A 21,646-nucleotide genomic window follows, 5' to 3' on the forward strand; every position below is an offset into this window, starting at 1 on the left:
GCGCCTGCCTCCAACCTAGGCGCGCGCCGCCGGCCCGGTGGAGCCGCGCACGATCAGCGTCGTCGTCAGCGGTGGGGCCGCGTTCGGCTCTTCGCCGTTCAGTGCGCTGAGGAGGCGGCCGACGGCGAGCTCCCCGGCGCGGACCAGCTGGGCGCGCACGGTGGTGAGCGCGGGGGAGATGAGCTCGCTGCCGAAGATGTCGTCGAACCCGGCGACGCTCAGTTGCTCGGGGATGCGGATGCCCTGCTCGGCCGCGGCCTGCATGAGCCCGATGGCGATGAGGTCGTTGAACGCGACGACGGCGGTCGCGTGCGCGGCGAGCACCCGGCGAAGCGCCGCCTTCCCGCCCTCGATCGTCGGCGGGGTGGGCCCGATCTCGACGAGCGCGGTGCCCGATCGCTCGGTGGCGTCCAGCATCCGCTCGAAGCGCCTCTCGCTGATCCACGATGCGGCCGGGCCGGCGAGGTACACGATCGATCGATGCCCCAGGTCGGTGAGGTGCGCGAGCAGCTCCTGCACGCCGCTGTCGACGTCCGGGAGGATGCCCTCCAAGTCGGGGACGGCGCGGTTGATGAGCACCATCGGCTTGCGGCGCGCGAGCTCGCGGATGCGGTCGTCAGAGAGGCGGGTGGTGGCCAGCACCACGCCGTCGACGCTCGGCAGCAGCCGTTCGATCGCCTCGGCCTCGGCATCCCCGGATTCCTGCGATTCCGTGATGACCAGCGTGTAGCCGGCCGCGCTGGCGGCCGTCTCCGCACCGCGCACGATGCCGAACACGACGGGATTCGTGATGTCCGCGACGACCAGCGCGAGCGTGTGCGTGCGGCCGGTCTGCAGCGCCCGCGCTGCGGGGTTGATGCGGAAGTCCAGTCTGTCGGCGGCGGCGTGGATGCGCGCGGTCGTCGGTGCGCTGACCCGACCCGGCTTGGACAGAGCACGCGAGACGGTGGACGGGTTGACCCCCGCGAGCTCGGCGATGTCGTAGATCGTCGCCGACCCGCCGCGCCGGCGGATCCGTTCGGCCAGGTCCGCGGGAATCGTCGGGTCGAGGGCCAGCGCGTCGGCGTGGGTCCTGTCAGACATGGGTCTCCCGGTCCGTGACGGTGTTCTCGCGGTCGTCGCCCTCATCCTGTCAGGTCACCTCAGCCGGCGTCGGGAGCGGAGGTGCCCGGCTTGCGGCCGTCGAGACCGCACCAGCGATCGCGCAGGGCGAATGCGGCGGACTTGGGCCTGCGGTCGCGGGTGAACACGCCCTTCTTGTTGCCGTCGACGCGGTGGATGCCGTTCGAGGTGGCGAAGTCCGCGAAGTTCCACACCTGCTCGCCCACGAACTCCGGGAACCGGTCGAACACCCGGTGGTTCATCGCAAGGTAGTCGCGCTGATACTCCTCGGTCCACGCCTGGTCCCACACCGAGTGGAGGCCCGCCTGGGTGTCTGCGCCATATTCGGTCATGATGATCGGCTTGCCGGTGCGCTCGATCCAGCCCCGGATGTCGCCCTCCAGGTACCGCTCGGCGCTCTTCAAATCCGTCAAGCGCACCCGCACCTCGCCGTCGCCGGCGGTCTCGACACGGTAGTCGACCGTTCCGGTCGTGCCTTCCAACCCCGTCACGACGGTGACGTCCGAGATCGACAGCGAGGGGATGCTGTGCAGCCACACCGACCGGGCGAGCCCTGCGTAGTTGAAGAAATCGTGGAAGTAGGTCTGCGTCCGCCGGCCGTCCACGCCGACCTCGATCCTGCCGGGCGGGATCGTCTCGTTCGACAGGTCGCCGCTGACAGCGACCGTCAGCCGGAACGACCCTCCGGGCTCGACGCGATCGGTGATGTCCACGTCGAACGGCGTGTACCCGCCGACGTGCTCGCCCGCGAGCGTCTCGTCCACGTACACGCGGGCCGCGTGCGTCGCCGCGTCGAAGCGCAGCAGGATGCGGCCATCCGTCCATCCGCGCGGGACGCGCACCTCGCGCTGGTAGTACACCCAGCCGACGTGCCCGCGGATCTCGGGGTCGGTGAACAGGTCGTTGTAGCTCGCCGGCACGGCGGCCTCGAGGGGCGTGTCGAGGCGACCCGTCCAGGGAGTCTCCGGCAGCCGTGAGTCGATGCCGAATCGCCACACGCCGTCCAGGTTGACGAGCTCACGGGTCGGGGATGCCTGGGGCTTGAGCATGTCCGTGATCCTCTCAGGCCAGGCCGTCGCGACGGGCGCTGTCGACGTGGCCGCTCTCGATCTGGTGGGGCGCCGTCGAGGCTCCCCAGCGGAAGCCGGTCGGGAAGTTCGCCATGGCAGTCCTTGGAGCCGGGTCGACCGAATGTCAACCGATTGCCACTGAAGATAGCACGAGCAATCTGATACCGCAGGGCCAGAGCGATAATCCGTGGCAATCGGTTGACAAGACCCGCCCCGATGTGTTGACTGCATCCATGCCCGCGACGCTCCGCGACCCCGATCGCCTCCTGCCCGCCGACCCCGGCACGCGGGCGATCGCGCGCGAGCTGTACGAGTCGGTCGCGAGGCACCGCATCCTCTCGCCCCACGGACATGTGGCCGCCGAGCTGCTCGCCGAGGACCGTCCGTTCGCCGATCCCGCGGGCCTGTTCGTCACGTCCGACCACTACGTGACGCGGCTGCTGCACGCCAGTGGCGTTTCGCTCGGGGAGCTCGGTGTCGGGACGACGGATGCCGACCCCCGCGCGATCTGGCGGCGATTCGCCGAGCGCTGGCACGTCTTCGAGGGGACCGCGAGCGGCTACTGGCTCCGCGAGGAGTTGACCGGGGTGCTCGGCGTCGTCAGCGAGCTCGACCCGGACAACGCGGACGAGGTCTACGACGACATCGTCGCGCAGCTCGCGCGGCCGCAGTTCCGGCCGCGTGCGCTGTTCGACCGGTTCGGCATCGACGTGCTCGCCACGACGGATGACCCTCTCGACGATCTCGAGGCGCACGCCGCCTTGCAGGTCAGCGGCCTCAGCGGACGTGTGGTGCCCACCTTCCGTCCCGACGGCTATCTCGACCCGGATGCCGTGGACTTCCGCGAGCGGATCGAGCGACTGCTCGCGGCGACCGGTGAGCCGGCTTCGTTCACGGGCTACCTGGATGCGCTGCGCGCCCGGCGCGAGCACTTCCTGCGTCACGGCGGCGTGTCGACGGATCAGGGTGTGGAGGAGCCGTACACCGTCGACCTCGACCTGAACGAGGCGGAACGGCTCTTCACGGCGGTGATCGACGGGACGGCGGATGCCGCGGACCGCCGCGCCTTCCGTGGTCACATGCTGTTCCAGATGGCACGGCTGAGCGTCGAGGACGGCCTCGTGATGACCGTTCACGCCGGGGTGCGCCGCAACCACAGCGCGGCCACGCACCGCGAGTTCGGGCCGGACACCGGCCACGACATCCCCGTCGCCACCGAGTTCACCCGCAACCTGCAACCGCTGCTCGAAAGCTTCGGCCTCGAGCCGGGGTTCCACCTCGTGCTGTTCACGGTCGACGAGACGACGTACTCGCGCGAGATCGCTCCGCTCGCCGGCTTCTATCCGAGCGTCTACGTCGGCGCGCCCTGGTGGTTCCTCGACGCGCCCGACGCCATCGCGCGCTTCCGCGCGGCGGTGACCGAGACCGCCGGCTTCACGCGGGGCTCCGGCTTCATCGACGACACGCGCGCCTTCCTCTCGATCCCGGCACGCCACGACACCGCGCGCCGAGCGGACGCCGCCTATCTCGCCCGCCTCGTCGCCGAGGGGCGGATCGGGATGCCGAGCGCCCTGCGCATCATCGACGACCTCGTCGACGGGCTGCCTCGAAGGGTGTTCAAGCTGTGACGGCGGCCACCATTCAGCAGGCGTACCGGGCTCAGGCGCGGGCCCTCCGGCCGCCCGCGCGCATCGTTCACCTCGGTCTCGGCGGATTCCATCGCGCCCACCAGGCCTGGTACACGGCTCACGCGGCGAATTCCTCGGACTGGGGCATCCACGCCTTCACCGGCCGCAGCCGCGAGCTCGCCGACCGGCTCGCGGCGCAGGACGGCCTGTACACCCTCGTCACCCGCGATGCCATGGCCGACCGGATGTCGATCGTCGACTCGATCGTGCGCGTCGGCACGGCCGCCGAGCCGCGCGCCTTCGCCGCCGCCGTGGCCGACCGGCAGACATCGATCGTCAGCCTCACGATCACCGAGCCCGCCTACGGGCTCACCGCGAACGGCGACCTCGACGCGGCGACCCTCGCCGACATCGATGCGATCCGACGGCGCGTCGCCCCCTCGACGGCCATCGGACGGCTCGCCGCGGGCGTGATGCTGCGGCGGACCGCGCACGGAAGCCCGCTGACCCTCCTCTCGTGCGACAACATCCCGTCGAACGGGATCGTGCTCCGTCAAGCGCTGAGCGCCATCATCGAAGCCGTGGATCCGGCGGCGACGGGCTGGCTCGCCGAGAACGTCACGTTCCCCTCCTCGTCGGTCGACCGGATCACGCCGCACACTGATGCGACGGAGAGCGCCCGTGTCGAGCGGCTCGCCGGGTGGATCGACGCGGTGCCCGTCGTGACCGAGCCGTTCTCCGACTGGGTGATCGCGGGCGACTTCGCCGACGGCCGGCCCGCGTGGGAGACGGCGGGCGCGCGGTTCGTCGCGGACGTCGAGCCGTGGGAGCGCCGCAAGCTCTGGCTGCTGAACGGCGCGCACACGATCCTGGCCGCGGTGGGTCTGCGGCGTGGGTGCACCACCGTCGCCGAGGCGGTCTCGGATGCGGCGATCCTCGCGGTCGTCGAGGGCTTCTGGGACGAGGCATCCCGCCACCTGCCCGGCCTGCAGCTCGAGCAGTACCGCGCCGACCTGCTGCAGCGGTTCGCGAACCCGCGCATCGCACATCGGCTCGAGCAGATCAACGAGCACAGCGAGACCAAGGCCCGCCTGCGTCTCGTCCCCGTCGCGCTCGCCGAACGGGCTGCGGGTCGCAGCGCGGCCGGCACCGCGCGCGCCCTCGCCGGCTGGATCGCCGGCGAGCTCGACCGCGGTGCCGCCGACCCGGCGACCCTCCTGCACCGGTTGAGTCCGCCGCTGGCAGCCGACACATCCTTCCGCCACCTGGTCGAGGCGCTCGTCGCCGACCCGACCGGCATCCTGAACGGGGCATCCGCATGATCATCGACAAGGCCGACGTCATCGTCACCAGCCCGGACCGCAACTTCGTCACCCTCAAGCTCACCACGGACGACGGCCTGACCGGCCTGGGCGACGCGACGCTGAACGGGCGCGAGCTCGCGGTGGTCGCCTACCTCAGGGACCATGTCGTGCCGCTGCTGATCGGCGCCGATGCGTCGAGGATCGAGGACACGTGGCAGTTCCTCTACCGCTCCGCCTACTGGCGCCGCGGACCCGTGACGATGGCCGCCATCGCGGCGGTCGACATGGCGCTGTGGGACATCAAGGGCAAGGCCGCGGGGATGCCGGTCTACCAGCTGCTGGGCGGCGCATCCCGCACCGGCCTCCTCGCGTACGGGCACGCCTCGGGCGTCGACCTGCCGTCGCTGTTCGACTCGGTGAACGAGCATCTGGAGAAGGGCTTCAGGGCCATCCGCATCCAGTCCGGCATCCCGGGACTGCATGCGATCTACGGCATCGCGTCGCAGTCGTCGTTCGCCGGCGGGGGAGAGGCGCGGTACGACCATGAGCCGGCCCGCCGCGGTGCCCGCCCCGTCGAGGAGGACTGGGACACGCGCGCGTACCTGACGCACCTGCCGGGTGTGTTCGAGGCCGTCCGCAACGAGTTCGGCCCCGACATCCCGCTGCTGCACGACGGGCACCACCGGATGACGCCGATCCAGGCCGCGCGGCTGGGCAAGGCGCTCGAGCCGTACGACCTGTTCTGGCTGGAGGACTGCACGCCCGCCGAGAACCAGGAGGCGCTGCGCCTGGTGCGTCAGCACACCACCACCCCGCTGGCGATCGGCGAGGTGTTCAACACGGTGTGGGACTTCAAGGACCTCATCCGGGACCAGCTGATCGATTACGTCCGCGGCGCGGTGACCCACATGGGCGGCATCACCGCGCTGAAGAAGACGCTCGACTACGCCGCGATGTACCAGATCAAATCCGGCATGCACGGCCCCACCGACATCTCCCCGGTGGGCATGGCCGCCGCGATGCATCTCGGGCTCGCGATCCACAACTTCGGCATCCAGGAGTACATGCAGCACGGGCCGAAGACCGACCAGGTCTTCGAGCAGTCCTTCACCTGGCGTGACGGGATGCTGCACCCCGGCGACCAGCCCGGCCTGGGCGTCGAGCTGAACCTGGACGAGGCCGGGAAGTACCCGTACGAGCGGGCCTACCTGCCCTACAACCGGCTCAAGGACGGCACCGTCCACGACTGGTGACGAGCCGATCGCCGCCGACGGGATCGGCAGCACGGCGACGATCGTCGCGCGCTGCGGAGCATCCGCCGTGCATGTCAGGCGGGCTTCACCCGCAGCCACACGAACCCGTGCGCCGGCAGCTCGAGACCGTCATCGAGCCGGATCGGGCGGTCGGTCACGACGTCGACCGCCTCGGGGCTGAAGCCGGACAACGTCGCCGCGTCGACCGGGACGGCGTGGTCGCCGACGTTGGCGAGCACGAGCACCGTGTCGTCGTCGCCGGGCCGCTGATAGCCGATCACCGACGGCTCGTGCGCCTCGAACGGGAGGAGCGTGTTGCCGGCGAGCTCGCGCGTGCGCCGCCGGGCGGCGATGAGCGCGGTGAGCCGTTCGTGCACGCGACCGGCGGAGGTGGACAGGTCGTGGCGGGCGGCGTACGCCGCCTCGGGACGCTCGGGGCGATGCACCCAGCGGCTGTCGCCGGCGCGCGCCGGGTCGTCGCGGTAGGTGTAGTCGTTGAGCTGCGCGACCTCGTCGCCGAGGTAGATGAGCGGGATGCCGCCGGTGGACAGCGCGATCGCGTGGGCGAGGATCACGCGGTCCTCGCCGCCGTCGTCGCCCGCTTCGATGCCGGCGAGGGATGCGGTGGTCCCCGCGATGCGCGCATCCCCGGTCTTCGGGTTCTCCTGGAAGGGAACCCCGCGCGAGAACGTCCCCTCGATGCGGCCGACGTAGAAGTCGTTCAGGAAGCGCCGGTGCGGGTAGCCCTCGATGCCGAGCTCGGCGGCATCCTCGTCGGCGAACGTCCATCCGATGTCGTCGTGGCTGCGCACGTAGTTCACCCAGGCGGTACCGGCCGGGAGCGCGTGCCGGCGCTCGAGCGCCTGCTGCAGCAGACGGCCGTCTCGAGTGGCGAGCGCCTCCCACGTGAGCGCCATCTGCAGCGGGTTGTACGAGAGGCGGCACTCCTCCGGCGAGATGTAGGCGACGACCTCGTCGGGATGCACGATGGCCTCGGACTTGAACAGCACCGACGGTGCACCCATGTGCAGCACCGCGTTGAATGCGCGCAGCAGCAGGTGCGCCTCGGAGAGGGACTCGCACGCGGTGCCGAGGCGCTTCCAGATGAAGGCGACGGCGTCCATCCGGAGGATCTCGACGCCCTGGTTGGCGAGGAACAGCATCTCGCCGGCCATGGCCTGGAACACCGCGGGATTCGCGTAGTTGAGATCCCACTGGAAGTGGTAGAACGTCGCCCAGATCCAGCGGCCGTCGGGCAGCTGCACGAACGCGCCCGGGTGGTCGTCCGGGAAGATCTCGCGGACCGTCTCCTCGTACCGGTCCGGCATCGAGCGGTCGGGGAAGATGAGGTAGAAGTCCTCGAACCCCGGTTCGCCGGCGACGGCCTTGCGTGCCCATTCGTGCTCGTCGCTCGTGTGGTTGAAGATGAAGTCGACGACGAGCGAGATGCCGGCATCGCGCAGGTCGGATGCCAGGTCCGCGAGCTCCTCCATCGTCCCCAGGGGCGGATCGACCTGCCGGTAGCTCGACACCGCGTACCCGCCGTCGTTGTTGCCCTCGGGCGACGCGAACAGCGGCATCAGATGCAGGTACGTCAGGCCCAGCTCGCGGAAGTACGGGATCTGCGCGCGGATGCCGGCGAGCGTGCCGCCGTACCGGTCGACGTAGCAGACACCGCCGAGCATGCGCTCGGACTGGAACCAGTCCGGATGCGCCTCGCGTTCGGCGTCGTGGACCTTCAGCGCGGCGGGTCGGGCGCGCCACGATGCGGCCGCGGCCGCGATGACGGATGCGAGCGCCTCGCGGCCGTCCGCTCGGTCGCCGTACAGCTGTGCGAAGAGCTCGTGCAGTATCGGAAACGACTGCGCGAAGCGGTCCAGGAACGTGCGGTCGTCTCCGCCCAGCGCCTGCCGGGCGGCGGCGAGCGCCACGTCGCGGTCGTCGGCGGTGTCCGCGTTCAGTCGTGCCATGCTTCTCCATCCGTCGAGATGGGCGCGAGTCGGTGCCCCGAGGCTTCGAGCGCCATGCTCTCACCCGCAGCCCCGGAGGGCACACCCGGTGTGCGAATCGCCGTCACGCGTCCGCTGGTCGGTCGATGGCCGTCGCGTGGAGCAGCAGGGCATGTGCGGGCTGGAGGATCGGCAACGCGACCCCGACTTCTGCGAGGAACGATCCGGATGCCTCGGCCCCCTCCTCCATCCAGGCTGGCGCCGCGATCTGCATGAAGCTGCTGCGGGGGCCGGCATCCGTCGACTCACCCGGGCCGGAGGAGTCGAGCGCGATGGGCTCCACGCGATAGCGTCGCTGCGGATCGAGGCCGGGGAGTCCGACGGACCCCGGCATCGTCGCGACCGACGAGCCGAGCGCCACCGCGGCGAACAGGCCCTCCGATCCGTCACCGGCGATGACGCCGTGCAGCAGCAGGTTCGGGTCGGGGAGGTCGGCGTTCACCCGGCGGCCGGTGTGCAGCAGACCCCGGTGCTCCTTGTAGAGCGCCACGGCGCGGGCGAGGGTCTCGAGCTCTGCCGCCCCTGCCTCACGGAGGTCCCACTCGATGCCCAGGTGCCCGAACAGGGCCGTGATGGCGCGGAACGAGAGGTCGAGCGCGCGCCCCGTCGTGTGCGCTCGCGGCGGCCCGATGTGTGTTCCGACGAGCTCGGGCGGCAGCACCGCCTGCGTCCACCTCTGGATCGTCTGCCGTTCCAGCGCGTCGTTGCAGTCCGACGGCCAGACCCGGTCCGTGCGCGCGAGGATCCCGAGGTCGATGCGACCGCCGCCCGAGGCGCAGGACTCGATCTCGACCGTGGGATGCGCGGCCTTCAGCGCATCGATGAGCCGGTAGAGCGCCAGCGTCTGGGCGTGCACGGACGGGTGGCCCGCGTGCCCGGCCTCCGTGAGGTCGCGGTTCTGATCCCACTTCAGGTACGCGATGTCGTACTCCTCGAGCAAGGCGTGCATGCGCTCGTAGACGTACTGCCAGGCCTCCGGGTTCACGAGGTCGAGCACGTGCTGATGGCGGAACTCCAGGGGCAGACGCGCGGCTCCCACCGAATCCACGGGTCCGCTGATCCAGTCGGAATGCGCCCGCGCGAGGTCGGAGTCGACGCTCACCATCTCGGGCTCGACCCAGAGCCCGAAGTCCATCCCGCGTGCGTGCACCGCATCGATGAGCGGCCCGAGGCCGTCCGGCCAGCGCTCGCCGTCGACGAACCAGTCGCCGAGCGCCCGGTGGTCGTCCCGCCGGCCGCGATACCAGCCGTCGTCGAGCACGAACCGCTCGACGCCCACAGCGGCGGCGCGATCGGCCAGCGCGACGAGCGGCTCGAGCTCGTGATCGAAGTAGACGGCCTCCCATGTGTTCAGCACGACCGGGCGGGGGCGGGCCGGGTGCGTCTCGCGCTCGCGGAACCACTCGTGGAAGACGGCGCTGATGCCGTCGACGCCGGCGTCGGAGTAGGCGGCGTACAAGACGGGGGTGGAGTAGGTCTCCCCGGGCTCGAGGACGATCTCGCCGGAGCCGAGCAGCTCGGCTCCGGCGAGCATCCGTCGCCCGTCGGTGAGGGCGTCGAGGTACTGCTCGCGATCGCCCGACCAGCCGAAGTGGGTCGCCCATACGCGGCCGCGGCGGTTGGCGAAGCCGGGCGTGCCGACCGCGATGAGCAACGACGAGTCGTGGCCGGTGCGGGCGTGTCGCCCGCTGCGGACCCACGTGCCGTCCTCGATGCGGTGACGCCGCGGATGCTGCTCGCGGCACCACCGGCCGGACAGGTCGAGCAGCTCGGTCGCGCCGGCGGGAACGGGCAGCACGAGTCCCAGCTCGTCGAGCTGGTATGGGCTCGCGCCGGTGTTGCCCAGCTCGGCGGAGAGCTCCAGCATGCCGTTCGCGTGGAGGTGGAGGCGGTGCGTCACCGCGAGACCGGCGACATCGTCGGCGTGCACGATGCGGGCCGCCCGCCCGTCGGGGGTCGGCTCCACTTCCGTCAGGCGCAGGGCGGGCGAGAAGTCCTTCCCGTCGCGGCTGCCGCGCAGCGCCTGCCGGCCCAGCCACCCCGAAGAGGCCTGGGGCAGGAGCCCCGCGACGACCGGAACGTCGAAGGCGGAGTGCGAGATCGGCGGCGTGAGCAGGCTCAGGTCGGCGTCGGCGTCGGCGAGGGCGGGCCCCCAGTGGAGGACCTCGGCCTGAGGGGCGTGCGCGGGACCCGTGCTGAGGAGGACGCTCACGGAGTCGGAGCGCAGGTGCAGAGTGCTCATGGGTCTTTCTGGGAGGGATGCGGATGGGCGGGGCTCCGGTCGGCCCGGGCGTGCATCGGGGGTCCGGCGTTGCCGAACCCCCGACGCGAGAAGGCCTCGGCTACTGCGCGAAGAGCGCGTCGACCTGGGTGTTGGCATCGGTCAGGGAGGATGCCGGGGATGTGAAGGAGAACACCGAGTCCATGGCCGGCTGCATGATCGTGGTGATCTTGGCGGCGTTCTCGGACAGGGGGTAGAGGGCGGTGGTGCCGTCCTTGATGTGCACGAGGAACGCGGACATGTCGAGCCCCTTCGCGGTGAAGGCGGCCTGGGCCTTGTCGGTGGCCTCCTTGATGGCCGGGAAGACGATCGCCTTGGACGCGATGATGTCCTGGCATGCGGGGGAGGCGAGGTACTCGACCCACTTCGCGGCGGCCGGCTTGTTCTTCGAGCCGACCCAGATCGAGTCGCCGAGGCCGTTGAACATGCTGGCGCGCTTGCCCGATGGGCCGACCGGGGTCGGCGCGAGGCCGAGCTTGGCGCCCATCTGGCCGCTGGCCGAGCTGGTGACCCAGTCGCCCTGCAGCAGCATCCCGTACTTGCCGGCGGCCAGGAGGCTGACGGAGTCCTGGTTGGTGACGGCGGCGACGGAGGGCATGTAGCCCTTCTTGATCATGCCCGAGAACCAGGTGATCATCTTCTGGAACTTGGGGTCGTTGAAGTTGAACGCCGTACCCCACGTGTCCTTGTTCATGTACTTCCAGGACCCGAGGCTGAGGGCATACGGCGCCCACTGGGTCTGGCCGACGTAGCCGCCGGATCCTCCGTCGAGCCCGAGCCCGTAGACCTTCACGTGGGCCGGATCGAAGCCTGGCTCGTCGCCGCGCTTGCCGTTCTGGTCCACGCTGAGGTGCGCCGCGACCTTCTCGAGCGTGCCGCCGTCGTTCGGGTTCCAGGTCAGCGAGCCGAGCTGGGCGGGCGTGACGCCCGCGGCATCCGCCATGGTCTTGTTATAGAAGTAGGCGGTCGTGTCGAAGTCCTTGGGCAGGCCGTAGCGGTGCCCGTCCTTGCTGACCCAGAGGTCCGCGAGTCCCGGCTGGTACTGCGTGAGGTCGATCTTGTCGTCCGTGACGAGCGAGTCGAGCGGCACGAGCTGCTTGTCCTTGACGAACTGGGGGTACTGCGAGATGTGGTCGGTGAAGACGTCCGGCGCGGTGCCGGAGGCGAACCCGGTGGTCAGCTTGGTCCAGTAGTCGCCCCAGGAGTACTGGGTGATCTTGACGTCGATTTTGGGGTTGGCCTGGTGGAACGCGTCCGCGCACGCCTGATAGGCCGGCTGCTGGTTGTTGTCCCAGAGCCAGTACGAGACCGTGCCGGAGGCGTTCTTCGTCGTCAGCGCGGCGTTGTCGCTGGAGCCGCTGGCGCCGGAGCATCCGGCGAGGGCGACGCCCACGGCGGCGATGCCGGCGACGACTGCCGTGATCTTGGTCGTGCGAGACATGGTGGTGCCTTTCATTGGTTGGAGCGGGGTGGGGTGGGGGCTCGAGCGCTACTTGAGCCCGGAGAATCCGATCGAGTCGACGACTCGTCGGCCGAAGAGGAAGAAGAGGATGAGGACGGGGAGGGCGGCGATGACGGTGGCGGCCATAAGGCCCGCCCAGTCGGGTGCGCCACCGGGTGTCTGCGACTTGAAGACGCCGAGTGCGACGGTGAGGACGCGGCTGTCCTCGGTGCCGCCCACCAGCAGGGGCCAGAAGTAGTCGTTCCAGGTGCTGATGTAGGTGAGGATGCCGAGGGTCACGATCGGTGCGGTCGACATCGGCACGATGATGCGGAAGAAGATCCGCAGGTGACCTGCGCCGTCGATCTTCGCCGCTTCCTCGATCTCCTTGTTGATGCCGAGGAAGAACTGGCGCAGGAAGAAGATCGAGAACGGCGCCATCAGCAGGGTGGGCAGGATCATGCCGATGATCGTGTTGAGCAGGCCAATGTCCCTGATGAGGAGGAAGTTGGGCAGGATCGTGAAGATCCCGGGGATCATCAGCGCCGTGAGGAACACGAAGAACACGGCGTTGCGTCCCGGCCAGCGCAGGCGGGCGAACGCGTAGGCGGCGAAGGAGCAGAACAGCAGCTGGCCGAGCGTGACCGCGGTCGCGTAGATGACGGAGTTGCGCAGGTACAGCAGGAAGTTCACGTTCGCCCCGGACCCGCCCTCGGCGATCGCCTCGGCCGGGGTGGCTAGGCCGAGCACCCGCAGGTAGGGGCCGATGGTGAAGTCGGCCGGCAGGATGCTCGTGGGATTCGTGAACAGCGCCTTGTCGCTCGAGAACGAGGTGCGCAGCATCCAGTAGAACGGGAACAGGGTCAGCACGAGGACGGCGATCAGCAGCGCCCAGGCGAGGAAGCGGCCGGGGGAGAGGCGTCGCCGGGGTCGGGCGATCTTCTTCTTCGACGCGGCGCCCGCGGTGATCATGGTTTCGGTTGCGGTGACAGTCATGGCGGATTCCTTAGGCGAGGTCGGACTGGTCGGCGCGCAGAAGCCGCAGCTGGGCGAACGCGATGAGTGCGAGGATGACCATGAGCACGACCGACAGGGCGCTGGCGTAGCCGAACTCGTAGTTGCCGAATCCCTGCTGGTAGATGTAGTACTGCATGACCCGGGTGGCGTTGATGGGGCCGCCGCGGGTGGTCACGGCAACGGTGTCGAAGATCTGGAACGAACCGGTGACGGACGTGACGAGCACCAGAGCGAGGACGGGGCGCAGCAGCGGCAGGGTGATGCGCCAGAACGACTTCCATTCGGTGGCGCCGTCGATCGACGCGGCCTCGTACAGGTAGTTCGGGATCGTCTGCAGGCCCGCGAACACCAGCAGCGCGGTGTAGCCCATGTACTTCCAGACGTTCACCAGGGCGATCGTCGGGATCGCCCAGGTCGGGTCGTTGAAGAACGCGATCTTGTCGATGTGGAGGAACGAGAGGATCTCGTTGACGAGGCCGATCTGGTAGTCCAGCAGCCAGAACCACACCATCGCCGCGATCACGTTCGAGATGAGGAACGGGATCAGCAGCGACCCGCGGATGGTCAGCGACTTGGTCAGCCGCTGCATCAGCACCGCGAGGAGGACGGCGACGATCGTCTGCACCACGATGTTGATCAGCACGTATTCGACGGTGACCGCGAGCGCGTTCCAGAACAGCGGGTCGCTGGCCATCTTGAGATAGTTCTTCAGACCGATGAACTGAGGGTCTGAGAGCAGGTCGTAGGACGTGAGGCTCAGGTAGACACCGCGGATCGTCGGGTACAGGTAGAAGACCAGGAACCCGATCAGCGCGGGGGCGATGAACGCCAGTGCGATGAGGGTCTCGCCGCGGCTGTAGCCCTCCGGCTTCGGCCGGCGCCGACCGGCCCGACGCTTCTTCTGCGTCTCGAACTCGCCGACGGCCTCGGCGGTGGCGAGGTAGCTCTCCGTGGTCATGAGCTCGCCCGCCGGTCCAGATGGGACGTCATCGTCTCTTCCCCTTCACCTGCTCCGTGGCCCCGCGAATCGGACCCTTGGCGAGTGAAGCTACACGAGTAACCATGAGCATGCAAGGGATTATTTCCCGGAAAAACAAGTGAATGCTTTCATTCAGCTCATCACGTGTTGACTCGTGTAAACAAGAATGCAACACTCGCCTCATGACTTTCACGCTCGGCATCGTCGGCGCCGGACAGTTCTCCGGCCAGTTCGCCAAACTCTTCGACGCGCACCCCCTGGTGGGTGACGTCTACGTCACGGATGTGCTTCCGGAACGGGCGCGCACGCTCGTCGAGCGCCAGGGGCTGGCCGGCACCTACCCGAGCTTCGAGGCCATGCTCGCGAGCGACCTGGATGCGGTCGCGATCTTCACGCAGCGCTGGACGCACGGTCCACTCGTCGTCCAGGCGCTGCGCGCCGGCAAGCACGTCTACTCGGCCGTCCCGATGGCCGTCACCGAGGACGAGATCGCCGCGATCATCGAGGCCGTGGCCGAGACCGGCCTCACCTACATGATGGGCGAGACGAGCTACTACAACCCCGCGACGATCTACGCGCGCAAGCGCCGCGAGGAGGGCTCGTTCGGTCGCATCTTCTACGCCGAGGGCGACTACGTCCACGACATGGACCTCGGCTTCTACGCGGCCTACCAGTACTCGGGAGGCGCGGCGTGGAAGAGCACGGCCAGCTACCCGCCCATGCTGTACCCGACCCACTCGGTGGGCGGCGTGCTGGGCGCGATCGGCGGCCGCGCGGTCAGCGTCAGCTGCATCGGCGTGCGCGACGACCGCGGCGACGGCGTCTTCGACCGCGAGGTCAGCGCCTTCGACAACGACTTCTCCAACGCCAGCGCGCTGTTCGAGCTGGAAGGGGGCGGCGCGATGCGCATCAACGAGTTCCGCCGGGTCGGGTACCCGTCGCACCTCCGTGAGAGCCGCTTCCGGTACTTCGGCACCGAGGGCAGCTTCGAACAGCTGGTCGCCTCAGCCGTGTGGCAGGACAAGCAGGGCTTCACGGATGTCTCCGAGCTCATCGAGACGCGTCCGACGCTGGATGCCGACGACCCGTCGCTCGCGATGGTCGACCCGGCGCTGCGGGATGCGTTCGTCTCCGGGCTGGCGCCCGTGCACGATCCGTCGCGACTTCCGGCGGCGCTGCGGGCCCTGCCGAGCGGACACGAGGGCAGCCACCAGTTCCTCGTGGACGACTTCGTCGTGGCGGTGGCCAACGGAACTCTGCCGCCGGTCAACGCGTGGGAGGCGGCTCGCTACACGCTCCCCGGCATCGTCGCCCACCGGTCGGCTCTGCTCGGCGGCGAGCGTCTGCCCATCCCCGACCTGGGGGACGCACCCCGTTCCTAGGATGGTGTCGTGCCGCGCATCCCGACTTCGAGCAAGCCCGCCGCCACCCGCAACGACGTGGCGCGCCTGGCGGGTGTCAGCACCGCGGTCGTCAGCTATGTGCTGAACGAGTCCAAGCGTGTGTCGCCCGAGACGACGGCGAAGGTCCGTGAGGCCGTGGCCATGCTCGGCTACCGTCCCAATCAGGCGGCCCGGGCGCTGCGCCTCGGCTCGCCGGAGATGGTCGGCATCGTCATCCCGGACGCCACGAACCCCTTCTTCGCCGACCTCACCCACGAGGTCGAGCTCGCGGCCGAGGAGCGCGGTCTCGCCCTGCTCGCCGCGAACGCGGACGGCTCGCCCGCCCGGGAGCGCCGGCTGGTGGAGAAATTCACGACGCGGCGGGTGGACGGTATCCTCCTCAGCAGCACGCTCGCGGTGCCGGATGTCCAAGCGCTCCTGCCCGGCGACGTGCCGTTCGTGATGCTGAACCAGTACGACGACATTCCCGGCGTGAAGTCGGTGGGTGTCGACCTCCACGAGGGCGCCCGCCTCGGCGTCGCGCACCTCGCCGGCCACGGGCACCGCACGGTCGGGCTGATCTCCGGCACGACCTCGGGGGGCAACCTCGACGCCCGCGAGTCCGGCTGGCGCGCGGCGATCGAGGAGCACCGGCTCACGCCGGGCCCGATCGTGCGCGACACCTTCACGATGAAGGGCGGCTACGCCGCCGGCCGCTGGATGATCGAGACCGATACGATGCCGTCCGCGCTGTTCGTCAGCTCCGACCAGATGGCGATCGGCCTCCTGCTGGCTCTGCATGAGGCGGACATCCGCGTGCCGGAGGACGTGGCGATCGTGTCCTTCGACGGGACCAAGGACGGTGAGTACAGCTGGCCGCCGCTGACCTCCGTAGCACAGCCGGTCCGCGCCATGGCCCAGGCGGCGGTCACCGCTCTCGTCGACCCCACCGCGGAGGCGCGTGGCCAGCTCTTCGCGCCCACGCTCGTCCGCCGAATCTCGTGCGGCTGCACGGTCGAGGGCAGCCGCGTGCACGGGTGAGCCGGCCCACCGTCGGAGAGTGAGCCGGACGTCACATCGGGGCGTGCTGGTCTGCGCCCTCGGAGGTGTGGTCGACGGGTGCGCCCGAGTCCTGCCGGTCGGGCTGGTCGTGCCGGGCTCGGATCGCCCGCCAGACCAGGAAGGCTCCGGCGCCGATGACCGCGAGCGGCCACAGCACGTTCACGACGGTGAGCAACTGGGCAGCGCTCGCCAGGACGGCGAGGGCGCTGATGGCGAGAGCCCCCGCCGGAAACCACGCCCACCAGCGCCGCCCCGCTTCTGCGGGGGCCACGGCGACGAGCACGAAGGTGAGCGCCGCACCCAGCAGGAAGATCGCCCCTGTTGCGGCGGCTCCGACTGCAGCCGGCAGGGCGCTGACGATCGACAGCGTCAGCAGGATGCCTGCGGGGATGAGCGACCACCAGTGCGAATGATCGCGGAGGTAGACGGCCCAGAAGCCGACGCTGATCCCGGCGAGCAGCGGTACGCGCGTCCATTGCGCGAGGCCGCCCTGATCGAGGTCCATGAGGGTCGCGGTCGCGACGCCCAGCAGAGCGCCGGCCGGGATCGCTGCCCACCAGGATCGCCGTTCTGTGACGAAGACGTAGCCGAAGGTGAGTCCCGCGGCTCCCGACACCACGGCCCAGGCCGCGGGGAAGAGGGGCACGTGCAGTGCCTCGAGCAGCATCAGGATGCCGGCGAGCAGGACGAGCACGCCAAGGGCGATCCGAACGGTCAGTCGCTTCATTTTCCGGCCCTCCCGTGTGGCAGCGGTCGCGCGGAGTGTGCGCATCTCAAGGTTGCGTCCCGCGACGGGGAGGAGAGGGGACCATGGTCCCGCGACGTCGAGGTCTTCTCGAGAAGGGACCAATGGCCTGACCCCACGCCGTCCCGGCAGTCTCAGCGGCGGGTTCATGGATCCCGTCGCTGTGGGCGGACGAGATCACCAGCATCATGTCGGCTCAGCGGTCGCTGCCGTCGCTGCTCGGCAACCTGGATGCCGTCCACGGGAGGTACTACGCCGGCCTCCACGTGTGGGGCTGGATGTTCGGGGTGTCGCCGTTCGCCGTCCGGCTCCCGAGCGCCATCGCCGTCGGGCTCGCCACGTCGGCCGTCGGCGTCCGGGGGCTGGAGGCGATCGGCTACCGGCCCACGGGCACCCGCATCCCGACGCACCGGGGACTCGTGACGCTCTTCACGATGTCCGGCGATGCCCGATGAGCCCGTCCGCTCCGATCCATTCTCAGAGCATTCTGAGAATGGATCGCAGAGGCTGAGAGGATGCGTCGTACCAAAGTCCCCGAGGTCACCGCCCTTTTCTGGGTGACGAAGCTGCTGACCACGGCGATGGGCGAGACGACGTCGGACTACCTCGTCAGAACCTTCGATCCGTACCTCGTGGTCGGCATCACGTTCGTGGTCTTCGCCGCCGCGCTCGTGCTGCAGTTCGCGGTGCGCCGCTACATCGTGTGGGTCTACTGGCTCGCGGTGCTCATGGTCGCGGTCTTCGGGACGATGGTGGCGGATGTGATGCACGTGCAGTTCGGCATCCCGTATCTGGTGTCCGCGACCGGCTTCGCGCTCATCCTCGCCGGCGTGTTCGCCCTCTGGTATCGCAGCCAGCGGACGCTCTCGGTCCACTCGATCAACACCGGCGTGCGCGAGTTCTTCTACTGGTGCGCCGTGCTGGCGACGTTCGCCCTCGGGACGGCGGTCGGCGATCTCACCGCGGTGACGTTCGGGCTCGGGTTCCTCGCATCCGGCATCGTCTTCGGCGTGCTCTTCGTGCTTCCCGGCGCCGCCCACCGCTGGTGGGGGATGGGGGCGGTGGCCGCGTTCTGGACCTCCTACGTCCTCACGCGCCCGTTCGGCGCGTCGTTCGCGGATTGGTTCGCGCGGCCGGAGGCGCTCGGAGGACTGGGCTTCGGCACCGGTCCGGTCAGCCTCGTGCTGCTCGTCGCGATCGTGGTCTGCGTCGGCGCGCAGTCGGTGCGCAGGACGCCGGAGGCGGCGCGGATCGGAGCGGGTCCGGCGACCGTCGCCGCGCCGGACGCCTGACCGGGCTGCTGAGCTTGTAGATTCCCCCCGAGCGCGGTCGACGACCCGGCCGCCCGACGAAAGGTCCCGCCGTGAAATCCGCCCTGCTGCGCATCCCCCGCCACTGGATCGTGTGGACCGTCGTCGTGTTCGTCCTGACGTTCGCACTCGGATTCGCGGCCAAGGCCGTCCCGGCCCTGCGGCTTGCTGCGCTGGATGCGGCGATCAACAACGTGCACTCGCCGCTCCTCGACCAGATCGCCCTGGGGCTCGATGTCCTGGATCACCCGCTCGTGGTCGCGGTGATCCTCGTCCTCACGTTCGTCGTGCTGCTGTTCGTCAAGGGATGGCGGCTCGCGCTCGCGGTGTGCGTCGTCACCGGGCTCGGATGGCTGACCACCCTCCTCGTGAAAGCCGTGGTGGCGCAGCCGCGCCCGTCGACGTCGGCGCTGAAGCACCTGCTGCACGTGAATCCGGCCACCCTCAGCTATCCGAGCGGTCACGTGGTGTTCGCGGCCGCTCTGGTCACGGCTCTCGTGATGGTGTGCCGCGGCGCCGCATCCCGCTCCGTCGTCATCGTCGTCGGCGTGCTGTTCGTCCTCGTCGTCGGCTGGTCGCGCCTCTACGTCGGCGTGCACGACGCGTCGGACATCGTCGGCGGCGTCCTCAACGGCGTCGCCGGCGTGATCCTCTTCGCGGGGCTGTGGAATCTCGTGGCCGCGCGGGTGTTCCGGAGCAGGGTCACCGACGGCGATCGCGCGCGCGGGTAGCCGCCCCCTGACCAGAGCGGGAGTCAGGTCAGTCGGCCTTGCGTCCGCCGGCCTCGAGCACGTCGCCGGCGGGGCGCTCCTGGTGCCCGCCGAACTGCAGCCGCATCGCGGAGAGCACCTGGTTGGCGAAGTGGTCCTCGTCGCGTGACGCGAACCGCTCGAAGAGGGATGCCGCCAGCACCGGCGCGGGAACGCCCACGTCCACGGCCGCCTTCACCGTCCAGCGGCCCTCGCCGGAGTCGGAGACCCGCCCCGCCAGGCCGTCGAGCGTCGGATTCGCCTGCAGCGCCGCGGCCGTGAGGTCGAGCAGCCACGACGAGATCACGGAGCCGCGCCGCCAGAGCTCGGCGACCTTTCGGGTGTCGATGTCGAACCGGTAGAACTCCGGCTCCTCGAGCGGGGCGACCTCCGCGGAGTGGTCCGCCTCGCGGATGCCCGCATCCGCGTTGTGCAGGATGTTCAGTCCCTCGGCGAGCGCGGCCATCACGCCGTACTCGATGCCGTTGTGCACCATCTTGACGAAGTGGCCGGCGCCGCTCGGCCCGCAGTGGAGGTAGCCGAGCTCCTCGGGGGCCAGGTCGCCCTCACGTCCCGGCGTGCGCCCGATGTCGCCCGCGCCCGGCGCGATGGTGCGCAGGATCGGGTCGATGACCTCGACCGCCTCGTCCGGTCCGCCGACCATGAGGCAGTAGCCGCGCTCGAGCCCGAACACGCCGCCGCTCGTGCCGATGTCGACGTACCGGATGCCGTCCTGCTTCATCGCCGCGGCGCGTCGGACGTCGTCGTGGTAGTTCGAGTTGCCGCCGTCGATGATGATGTCTCCGGGCTCCAGGACCGCCGCGACCTCGTCGGCGACCGTGCCGGTGAGCCCGGCCGGGATCATCAGCCAGACCACGCGCGGAGCCTGGAGCTTCGACACCAGGTCGGCGAGGCTGTCGGACGCGGTGGCGCCCTCGGTCGCGAGGGCTCCCACGGACGCCGGGTTCACATCGAAGACCACGCAGTCGTGGCCGTCGCGCATCAAGCGGCGCACGATGTTCGCACCCATCCGGCCGAGGCCGACCATTCCCACCTGCATGACGTCTCCCTACTGCGTGCGTTGGCGTGCCGAACGGCACGATCCCCATCATCCATCGCTCCCCGCGCGGAAGCGCACCCTCTTGACAGCCGCGAATGCGCGACCTTCCGAACGAGATGCATGCCGCTTGCACAAATCACGCAAGTTCTTGCGTAGAGTGTGCGCATGTCGAAACGCCTTGCCGAGGTCGCCAAGAAGGTCGGAGTCAGTGAGGCGACGGTCAGTCGCGTCCTCAACGACAAACCGGGGGTGTCGGATGCGACGCGCCAGGCGGTGCTCACCGCGCTCGACGTGCTCGGCTACGAGCGGCCGACCAAGCTGCGCGGCGAGCGGTCGCGGCTCGTGGGGCTCGTGCTGCCGGAGCTGCAGAACCCGATCTTCCCCGCGCTCGCCGAGATCGTGGGCGGCGGGCTGACGCAGAACGGGTACACGCCGCTTCTGTGCACGCAGACCGCGGGCGGCATCACCGAGGCCGACTACGTCGACCTGCTGCTGCAGCAGCAGGTGAGCGGCGTGGTGTTCCTCGGCGGCAACTACAGCCAGGCCGACGCGCCGCACGATCACTACGAGCGGCTGCGTCAGGTCCGTCTGCCGACGGTCCTCGTGAACGCGCGGGTCGACGACCTCGCCTTCGCGACGGTGTCGACGGATGACGGCGCCGCCGCGGAACAGGCGGTGTCGCACCTGCTGCAGCTGGGCCATCGCCGCATCGGCATGCTCATGGGGCCGGCCGACCACATCCCGTCGCGCCGCAAGCTCGCAGCGGCGCAGGAGGTTCTGGCGCGTGCGGGCGTGTCGTTCGACGGGTCACTGGTGGTGCGCGGCCTCTACTCGCTGGAGTCGGGGCAGGCCGGAGCATCCCGCCTCCTGGCGAGCGGGGCGACCGCGATCGTCTGCGCGAGCGATGTGCTCGCCCTCGGCGCCGTTCGCGCCGCACGCCGCACCGGACGCTCCGTGCCCGCCGACGTCTCGGTCGTCGGCTTCGACGACTCGTTCCTGATGAGCTGCACGGAGCCGCCGCTGACGACCGTGCGCCAGCCGATCGAGTCCATGGGCCGCACGGCGATCGAGCTGCTCCTCGCCCAGATCTCGGGGTCCGCGGAGGCGGGCGACGAGCTCCTCTTCGAGCCGGAACTCGTCCTGCGCAGCACGACCGGACCCGCCCCAGCGCAGACATAGGACTGCAAGTCGTATGAAAATTACGTAAGTCAGTTACGTTCTTGCGTCAGATTGT

Annotated in this window: 18 protein-coding genes; 9 read left to right on the plus strand and 9 right to left on the minus strand. The window is 69.7% G+C overall.

The genetic code is table 11. The features are described from left to right. Positions 1 to 15 precede the first annotated feature (15 nt). Both SM116_RS06530 and SM116_RS06535 read right to left on the minus strand, forming a co-directional pair. Entirely contained in the window at positions 16 to 1,083 is a 1,068-nt protein-coding gene (locus SM116_RS06530; protein ID WP_320943647.1) for a LacI family DNA-binding transcriptional regulator, read from the minus strand. Positions 1,084 to 1,142: 59 nt separating this feature from the next. Then, complete coding sequence (locus tag SM116_RS06535) at positions 1,143 to 2,171, minus strand: glycoside hydrolase family 2 TIM barrel-domain containing protein (RefSeq protein WP_320943648.1); 1,029 nt, start codon at positions 2,169 to 2,171, stop codon at positions 1,143 to 1,145. A 254-nt stretch (positions 2,172 to 2,425) separates the two neighbouring features. Here SM116_RS06535 and uxaC point away from each other — a divergent pair, with 254 nt between their 5' ends. The 3 genes from uxaC to manD are packed head-to-tail and all read left to right on the plus strand — an operon-like array spanning position 2,426 to position 6,377. Then, on the plus strand, positions 2,426 to 3,820 hold the full coding sequence (gene uxaC / locus SM116_RS06540) for a glucuronate isomerase (RefSeq protein ID WP_320943649.1): 1,395 nt from the start codon (positions 2,426 to 2,428) through the stop codon (positions 3,818 to 3,820). Further along, positions 3,817 to 5,142: a mannitol dehydrogenase family protein gene (locus SM116_RS06545; protein ID WP_320943650.1), complete on the plus strand. Its 1,326-nt coding sequence runs from the start codon at positions 3,817 to 3,819 to the stop codon at positions 5,140 to 5,142. Before uxaC ends, SM116_RS06545 begins: the two co-directional genes overlap by 4 nt. After that, positions 5,139 to 6,377: a D-mannonate dehydratase ManD gene (manD, locus tag SM116_RS06550; RefSeq protein ID WP_320943651.1), complete on the plus strand. Its 1,239-nt coding sequence runs from the start codon at positions 5,139 to 5,141 to the stop codon at positions 6,375 to 6,377. Before SM116_RS06545 ends, manD begins: the two co-directional genes overlap by 4 nt. A gap of 74 nt (positions 6,378 to 6,451) precedes the next feature. Here manD and SM116_RS06555 read toward each other — a convergent pair whose 3' ends face one another. The 5 genes from SM116_RS06555 to SM116_RS06575 form a co-directional block, all read right to left on the minus strand. Next, on the minus strand, positions 6,452 to 8,347 hold the full coding sequence (locus SM116_RS06555) for an amylosucrase (RefSeq protein ID WP_320943652.1): 1,896 nt from the start codon (positions 8,345 to 8,347) through the stop codon (positions 6,452 to 6,454). 103 nt (positions 8,348 to 8,450) lie between these two features. Continuing rightward, a complete protein-coding gene (locus tag SM116_RS06560) occupies positions 8,451 to 10,628 on the minus strand; it encodes an alpha-galactosidase (protein ID WP_320943653.1) in 2,178 nt (725 codons plus the stop codon). A 100-nt stretch (positions 10,629 to 10,728) separates the two neighbouring features. Then, positions 10,729 to 12,108: an ABC transporter substrate-binding protein gene (locus tag SM116_RS06565; RefSeq protein ID WP_320943654.1), complete on the minus strand. Its 1,380-nt coding sequence runs from the start codon at positions 12,106 to 12,108 to the stop codon at positions 10,729 to 10,731. A gap of 48 nt (positions 12,109 to 12,156) precedes the next feature. Then, positions 12,157 to 13,104, minus strand: a complete 948-nt coding sequence (locus tag SM116_RS06570; protein ID WP_320943655.1) for a carbohydrate ABC transporter permease — start codon at positions 13,102 to 13,104, stop codon at positions 12,157 to 12,159. 10 nt (positions 13,105 to 13,114) lie between these two features. Further along, positions 13,115 to 14,083: a carbohydrate ABC transporter permease gene (locus SM116_RS06575; RefSeq protein ID WP_320943656.1), complete on the minus strand. Its 969-nt coding sequence runs from the start codon at positions 14,081 to 14,083 to the stop codon at positions 13,115 to 13,117. A 203-nt stretch (positions 14,084 to 14,286) separates the two neighbouring features. On the opposite strand from SM116_RS06575, the gene SM116_RS06580 reads away from it, so the two are divergent. Both SM116_RS06580 and SM116_RS06585 read left to right on the plus strand, forming a co-directional pair. Then, a complete protein-coding gene (locus SM116_RS06580; RefSeq protein ID WP_320943657.1) occupies positions 14,287 to 15,486 on the plus strand; it encodes a Gfo/Idh/MocA family protein in 1,200 nt (399 codons plus the stop codon). A 9-nt stretch (positions 15,487 to 15,495) separates the two neighbouring features. After that, positions 15,496 to 16,527: a LacI family DNA-binding transcriptional regulator gene (locus tag SM116_RS06585; RefSeq protein ID WP_320943658.1), complete on the plus strand. Its 1,032-nt coding sequence runs from the start codon at positions 15,496 to 15,498 to the stop codon at positions 16,525 to 16,527. Positions 16,528 to 16,558: 31 nt separating this feature from the next. Here SM116_RS06585 and SM116_RS06590 read toward each other — a convergent pair whose 3' ends face one another. Beyond that, a complete protein-coding gene (locus tag SM116_RS06590) occupies positions 16,559 to 17,275 on the minus strand; it encodes a hypothetical protein (RefSeq protein ID WP_320943659.1) in 717 nt (238 codons plus the stop codon). A 206-nt stretch (positions 17,276 to 17,481) separates the two neighbouring features. On the opposite strand from SM116_RS06590, the gene SM116_RS06595 reads away from it, so the two are divergent. From SM116_RS06595 to SM116_RS06605, 3 genes are all read left to right on the plus strand, one after another. Then, the gene (locus SM116_RS06595) at positions 17,482 to 17,748 is read left to right on the plus strand and encodes a hypothetical protein (protein WP_320943660.1); all 267 of its coding nucleotides are present in this window, start codon (positions 17,482 to 17,484) and stop codon (positions 17,746 to 17,748) included. 60 nt (positions 17,749 to 17,808) lie between these two features. After that, positions 17,809 to 18,585: a COG4705 family protein gene (locus tag SM116_RS06600; protein WP_320943661.1), complete on the plus strand. Its 777-nt coding sequence runs from the start codon at positions 17,809 to 17,811 to the stop codon at positions 18,583 to 18,585. A 71-nt stretch (positions 18,586 to 18,656) separates the two neighbouring features. After that, a complete protein-coding gene (locus SM116_RS06605) occupies positions 18,657 to 19,334 on the plus strand; it encodes a phosphatase PAP2 family protein (protein WP_320943662.1) in 678 nt (225 codons plus the stop codon). Between the two features lie 28 nt (positions 19,335 to 19,362). On the opposite strand, the gene gnd is transcribed toward SM116_RS06605, so the two are convergent. Further along, positions 19,363 to 20,412 (minus strand): phosphogluconate dehydrogenase (NAD(+)-dependent, decarboxylating), encoded by a 1,050-nt coding sequence (gene gnd / locus SM116_RS06610; protein ID WP_320943663.1) that lies wholly within the window; start codon positions 20,410 to 20,412, stop codon positions 19,363 to 19,365. Between the two features lie 165 nt (positions 20,413 to 20,577). On the opposite strand from gnd, the gene SM116_RS06615 reads away from it, so the two are divergent. Then, positions 20,578 to 21,591 (plus strand): LacI family DNA-binding transcriptional regulator, encoded by a 1,014-nt coding sequence (locus SM116_RS06615; RefSeq protein WP_320943664.1) that lies wholly within the window; start codon positions 20,578 to 20,580, stop codon positions 21,589 to 21,591. The last annotated feature ends 55 nt before the right edge of the window (positions 21,592 to 21,646 follow it).

Origin of the sequence: Microbacterium rhizosphaerae (assembly GCF_034120055.1) — a bacterium.
Taxonomy (GTDB): Bacteria; Actinomycetota; Actinomycetes; order Actinomycetales; family Microbacteriaceae; genus Microbacterium; species Microbacterium rhizosphaerae.

Bases quoted from the DNA above. Each gene is read 5' to 3' on its own strand.
- SM116_RS06530 (WP_320943647.1), bottom strand. From the start codon at position 1,083: ATGTCTGACAGGACCCACGCCGACGCGCTGGCCCTCGACCCGACGATT.
- SM116_RS06615 (WP_320943664.1), top strand. From the start codon at position 20,578: ATGTCGAAACGCCTTGCCGAGGTCGCCAAGAAGGTCGGAGTCAGTGAG.
- SM116_RS06590 (WP_320943659.1), bottom strand. From the start codon at position 17,275: ATGAAGCGACTGACCGTTCGGATCGCCCTTGGCGTGCTCGTCCTGCTC.
- SM116_RS06535 (WP_320943648.1), bottom strand. From the start codon at position 2,171: ATGCTCAAGCCCCAGGCATCCCCGACCCGTGAGCTCGTCAACCTGGAC.
- SM116_RS06560 (WP_320943653.1), bottom strand. From the start codon at position 10,628: ATGAGCACTCTGCACCTGCGCTCCGACTCCGTGAGCGTCCTCCTCAGC.
- SM116_RS06600 (WP_320943661.1), top strand. From the start codon at position 17,809: ATGCGTCGTACCAAAGTCCCCGAGGTCACCGCCCTTTTCTGGGTGACG.
- SM116_RS06570 (WP_320943655.1), bottom strand. From the start codon at position 13,104: ATGACTGTCACCGCAACCGAAACCATGATCACCGCGGGCGCCGCGTCG.
- SM116_RS06580 (WP_320943657.1), top strand. From the start codon at position 14,287: ATGACTTTCACGCTCGGCATCGTCGGCGCCGGACAGTTCTCCGGCCAG.
- SM116_RS06595 (WP_320943660.1), top strand. From the start codon at position 17,482: ATGTCGGCTCAGCGGTCGCTGCCGTCGCTGCTCGGCAACCTGGATGCC.
- SM116_RS06575 (WP_320943656.1), bottom strand. From the start codon at position 14,083: ATGACCACGGAGAGCTACCTCGCCACCGCCGAGGCCGTCGGCGAGTTC.
- uxaC (WP_320943649.1), top strand. From the start codon at position 2,426: ATGCCCGCGACGCTCCGCGACCCCGATCGCCTCCTGCCCGCCGACCCC.
- gnd (WP_320943663.1), bottom strand. From the start codon at position 20,412: ATGCAGGTGGGAATGGTCGGCCTCGGCCGGATGGGTGCGAACATCGTG.
- SM116_RS06565 (WP_320943654.1), bottom strand. From the start codon at position 12,108: ATGTCTCGCACGACCAAGATCACGGCAGTCGTCGCCGGCATCGCCGCC.
- manD (WP_320943651.1), top strand. From the start codon at position 5,139: ATGATCATCGACAAGGCCGACGTCATCGTCACCAGCCCGGACCGCAAC.
- SM116_RS06555 (WP_320943652.1), bottom strand. From the start codon at position 8,347: ATGGCACGACTGAACGCGGACACCGCCGACGACCGCGACGTGGCGCTC.